The sequence below is a fragment of the Alkalinema pantanalense CENA528 genome (assembly GCF_050753345.1).
GTDB lineage: Bacteria > Cyanobacteriota > Cyanobacteriia > Leptolyngbyales > Leptolyngbyaceae > Alkalinema > Alkalinema pantanalense.
This window is the reverse complement of sequence record NZ_JBLZFX010000183.1, coordinates 1-4,529: the sequence shown is the minus strand read 5'-3', so window position 1 is coordinate 4,529 and position 4,529 is coordinate 1. Positions and strand designations below refer to the sequence as shown.

Below are 4,529 nucleotides of genomic sequence, written 5' to 3'. Positions count from 1 at the left end.
CATTTGTCAGATCAATCTCTTTTGATCTATGAGATGGCTGAGCTCACGTTACACTTAGAGCTTAACTTTCATTAGATCTTGTCCAAATGCTTGGGTCCACCGCAATGATAACCGCCTCGTTGCCCCATGTAATCTCGCTGGGTTGAGGAGAAGGCACAGGATTTGCAGATAAATAGGGTGTGTTGGGACATTAGAGAGTGGGGAGTGGGGAGTGGTTTAGTACAGGTTGCGAATGTCTAATTCGTCAATTTCATCTACAGCCTTGTGAATTTTGTGCTGCTTGATGGGTTGAGTCATGATGGCAATGACGGTTTCAATGGGAGGGCATCCGGGTTCTTTACAAGTGAGTTGGCTGATGGAAATTGGAATGTCAGGATTAACGTTTAAGATGCGATAAACCCAACGTTTAATGTCTCGGATCTTCTCTGGGTTGGCTTTGGTTTTGTCTTGAGAAAATAAGTTCATGATGTCGCTCCTATTACACAAATTGTGAATTGGATGAGAGCATTAAAATACTGTGAAACAGACGACAACTCTCAAAGAATCGCTTTTTGAGCAACGGTCGTTTCCAGCTTCTCACTTAACTCCGTGAGCGACAGCGATCCTAATGCACCCGCATGACGAGTTCGTACGCTCAAGGTTTGTTGCTCGACTTCGCGTTTGCCAATCACGGCAACCACCGGAATTTTTGCCACTTCTGCGGTGCGGATTTGTTTACCCAACCGTTCGCCGCTGGAATCGACTTCAACCCGGTATCCCAGTTGTTTGAGTTGCTGGGCGATCGCAGTGGCATAGGTTCGTTGATCATCACTCACAGGCAACACCCGCACCTGAACTGGAGCCAACCAGAGGGGAAAATCTCCGGCATAGTTTTCGGTGAGAATGCCAAAGAATCGCTCTAACGATCCAAAGATGGCGCGGTGAATCATGATTGGACGCTGGCGCGAACCATCAGCAGCGACATATTCCATCTCAAAGCGTTCCGGTAAATTGAAATCGACCTGGATGGTGGAACATTGCCACAAACGCCCGATCGCATCTTTGATTTTGATGTCGATTTTGGGACCATAAAACGCACCACCCCCTTCATCGGTGATATAGTCCCAACCTTTGGTATTTAAGGCTTCAACCAGGGCATCCGTGGCTAACTGCCAGATATCATCCGTCCCTACCGATTTGGCAGGGCGAGTGGAAAGATTTACCTCGTATTGGGTAAAGCCAAAATCAGAAAGGATCGTTTCCGTGAGATGCAACACACCCAGGATCTCGTCTGCCACCTGTTCGGGCAGACAGAAAATGTGAGCATCATCCTGAGTAAAGCCGCGCACCCGCATCAAACCATGCAATACACCCGATCGCTCGTAGCGATAGACGGTGCCCAACTCTGCCCAACGAATCGGTAATGCTCGATAGGAATAAAGATGGCTCTGGTAGGTCAGCACATGAAACGGGCAGTTCATCGGCTTGAGCTGGTACTGCTGCGTCTCAATCTCCATCTGGTCAAACATATTCTCGCGGTAGAAATCGAAGTGACCGGAGGTTTTCCAGAGATCAAGATTGGCAATATGCGGCGTGTAGAGTAGTTCGTACCCTGCATCTAGATGCGCTTTGCGCCAATAGTCTTCAATCAAGAGCCGCATCCGCGCCCCTTTGGGATGCCAGAAGACCAGTCCCCCACCTGCATCCTCCTGGATACTAAACAGATCCAGATCTTGTCCCAACTTGCGATGGTCGCGGCGTTTCGCTTCTTCTTTTTGGGTGAGATACGCCTGTAGCTGTTCTGGAGTTTCCCAGGCTGTACCGTAAATCCGCTGTAACTGTGGTTTGGTTTCATCCCCTCGCCAATAGGCTCCCGCTACACTCTCCAGGGCAAAGGCATTGGGGTTAATTTCACCCGTGGAGTTTAGATGAGGACCTGCACACAAATCCCACCAGCAATCCTTGCCCATCGGTTTCTGGATCAGGGTATCCGCCGCGATGTGAAACAAGGAAGCCTCTGTCACGCCTTGCAGGGTATCTGCACAACCAATGAAGTAGCGTGTGATCGGTTCATCAGCGGGAATGCTGTCGAGGATTTCCAATTTGTAGGGTTCGTGGAGTTGCTCAATTTCTGCCCGAATTTGCGCTCGATCGACCACTTCTTGAATGATCGGTAGATTGGCGTTGATGATGCGCCGCATCTCGGTTTCAATTCGGGTGAGATCGTCAGGAGTGAAGGGGGTTTGACGGTCAAAGTCATAGTAGAATCCAGTGTCTGTCCAGGGTCCGATCGTCACTTTGGTCTCTGGAAACAGCGTTTGCACTGCCATTGCCAGCACATGGGCACAGGTATGACGAAGCCGCCGCAAAGTTTCAGCGCTGGTTTGGTTAGAAGGGGATTGAAGGACAGATCCGATCATAGTTAGCAAGAATGATAATCATTCTCATATTATAATCACTTAGCCGAACGCAAAAAACTCGGCTCTTCAGTTTTTTGGACTTCAAATTCGTGAAATTTCATTGGCAATTCGTTGGCTGGTTTGGACTGATCTGGCTGCAAGCTGCTGTGGTCGCCGCTCAACCGTCCCCTTCATCGCCTGCCGCTGCAGAGATGACCGTTCCCAGCCACTCAATCCCAGAAAGGGTAGAGTCTGCACCAACCGTCCCAGTTCCTTCCCCCCAACCAACCAATTTTCTACCCCAACAGCGTCCGATCGTCGTCATTGATCCGGGACATGGTGGTCCTGACCCTGGTGCTGTTGGAATTGGCGGGATTTACGAAAAAGACATTGTCTTAGACATCAGTTTACAAGTCGCTAGTTTGCTGGAGAATCAGGGAATCCAGGCAATCCTGACCCGACAAACAGATGTGGATTTGGGCTTACAACCGCGTGTAGAGATTGCGAACCGTGCGCGTGCTACCGTCTTTGTCAGCATTCATGCCAATGCCATCAGCATGAGCCATCCGGAGGTGAACGGGATTGAAACCTTTCATGTTGCGGGTAACAGAGAGGGACAACGACTGGCAGAACATATTCAACAACAACTATTGACAAGCACTGGAATGCGCGATCGCGGCGTGAAACGTGCTCGCTTTTATGTTCTGGTTCGTACCGCGATGCCTGCGGTGCTGGTGGAGGTGGGTTTTGTGACAGGGCAAGAGGATGCACTTCGGCTCAGCGATCCAGCCACACGAACTCAAATGGCACAGGCGATCGTGCAGGGCATCCTCGATTATCTGCAAGCAAATAACCGACCATGAGCTGTGAGACTTTAGCTTCATTGGATCAGCAGTTACGTTCACAAAGTGTCTCCGCAAGAGAATCGCCTTTCAGTCTGGAAAGAAAAACTCTGCTGAATCCTCGTCTACGGGCGCACGATTGCGATAGTATGCCTCCAATTCTTCCGGACTGATTGGATGTTCAGTGGGATTCTCAAAAAATGCTTTGACCCGAATATAGCGCCGTAATCCTTCCGCTCCAGCATCCTCCCGCGTTGCCTCTTTGAAATCATCCGGGAAGGTTTCGCTCACCTTAATCCAGGCTTCCTGCAAAATCGCTTCAACTTTAGAACTGGAAGCATTGTCTATCAGTGTCTCTAGAGCTTCCAGAATCTCGATCGTTTTTAAAATTTCGGGGGTAATATCAGATTCAGCCATTTGCTTGCTGCCATCAACGTCATCTGGGTAAGTGATTGAGCCAGTAAGAGCGCAACTCTGCGATCGTTTTAGGGGGAGAGTGGCGATCACGCCAAGTTGCCGGGAGCGCATACCAGCATTCCAACAGAGTCGGCATCCCCAGTTGCAACTGGTTCAAGACATCCACCTGCGCGAAGACCTGCTGTGCCGGTTCTGATAACACCAATTGTCCTTCATGCAGCACAATCACCCAATCTGCCCAAGCATAAGCAAGATCAAGGTCGTGGGTCGCCATCACAATCGTCGTGCCGCTGGCATGGATGCGATCGAGTTCTGCCAATAAATGGCGAGTTTGCCGCCGATCCAGATAGGCAGTGGGTTCATCCAGCAGCAACAACTCTGGTTTTAATGCCATCACACCCGCCAGTGCCACCCGTCTCTTTTGCCCCAGACTGAGGTGATGGAGGGGGCGATCGGCGAGATCTTGAAGGGAAAAGTCGAGCAGGGTTTGATCCAGACGTTGGGCAATTTCGGCTTTGGACAAGGACAAATTGCAGAGTCCGTAGGAAATATCTTCAGCAACGGTCGCCGCAACCAGTTGTTGTTCCGGGTCTTGAAATGCTAGACCAATCCGTTGTCGCCATTGGTTCAGCACAGGTGCATGATAGCGGAGAGGTTCTCCTTTCCAGGAAATCACACCAGAACTACAGCGATATAACCCATCTGCCAGCAAAAGCAACGTTGATTTGCCACAGCCGTTGTGCCCCAGAATGACGATTTTTTGTCCCGCAAAGATGGCTAAACTGAGGTTTTGAATCGCAGGATGAGATGCATCGGGATAGGTGTAGGAAACGGCTTGAAATTCCAGGAGTGGGAGGAGCATGGGGAAAGTGGGGAGTGGGGAGTGGGGAGT

General features: G+C 50.2%; 5 protein-coding genes. 1 reads left to right on the top strand and 4 read right to left on the bottom strand.

What is annotated here, in order from left to right:
* Positions 1 to 216: 216 nt before the first annotated feature.
* Both ACN4EG_RS27185 and thrS read right to left on the bottom strand, forming a co-directional pair.
* Positions 217 to 465: a hypothetical protein gene (locus tag ACN4EG_RS27185; RefSeq protein ID WP_431633418.1), complete on the bottom strand. Its 249-nt coding sequence runs from the start codon at positions 463 to 465 to the stop codon at positions 217 to 219.
* Between the two features lie 71 nt (positions 466 to 536).
* A complete protein-coding gene (gene thrS / locus ACN4EG_RS27180; RefSeq protein ID WP_431633417.1) occupies positions 537 to 2,399 on the bottom strand; it encodes a threonine--tRNA ligase in 1,863 nt (620 codons plus the stop codon).
* An 89-nt stretch (positions 2,400 to 2,488) separates the two neighbouring features.
* On the opposite strand from thrS, the gene ACN4EG_RS27175 reads away from it, so the two are divergent.
* Positions 2,489 to 3,241, top strand: a complete 753-nt coding sequence (locus tag ACN4EG_RS27175) for an N-acetylmuramoyl-L-alanine amidase family protein (protein WP_431633416.1) — start codon at positions 2,489 to 2,491, stop codon at positions 3,239 to 3,241.
* A 69-nt stretch (positions 3,242 to 3,310) separates the two neighbouring features.
* Here ACN4EG_RS27175 and ACN4EG_RS27170 read toward each other — a convergent pair whose 3' ends face one another.
* Both ACN4EG_RS27170 and ACN4EG_RS27165 read right to left on the bottom strand, forming a co-directional pair.
* A complete protein-coding gene (locus tag ACN4EG_RS27170; RefSeq protein WP_431633415.1) occupies positions 3,311 to 3,637 on the bottom strand; it encodes a hypothetical protein in 327 nt (108 codons plus the stop codon).
* 19 nt (positions 3,638 to 3,656) lie between these two features.
* The coding region (locus tag ACN4EG_RS27165) for an energy-coupling factor ABC transporter ATP-binding protein (RefSeq protein WP_431633414.1) at positions 3,657 to 4,529 on the bottom strand (873 nt) is incomplete at its 5' end.

What these genes read in the sequence shown, in the direction of transcription:
- ACN4EG_RS27185 (WP_431633418.1), bottom strand. Translation starts at nt 465, where the DNA reads ATGAACTTATTTTCTCAAGACAAAACCAAAGCCAACCCAGAGAAGATC.
- thrS (WP_431633417.1), bottom strand. Translation starts at nt 2,399, where the DNA reads ATGATCGGATCTGTCCTTCAATCCCCTTCTAACCAAACCAGCGCTGAA.
- ACN4EG_RS27170 (WP_431633415.1), bottom strand. Translation starts at nt 3,637, where the DNA reads ATGGCTGAATCTGATATTACCCCCGAAATTTTAAAAACGATCGAGATT.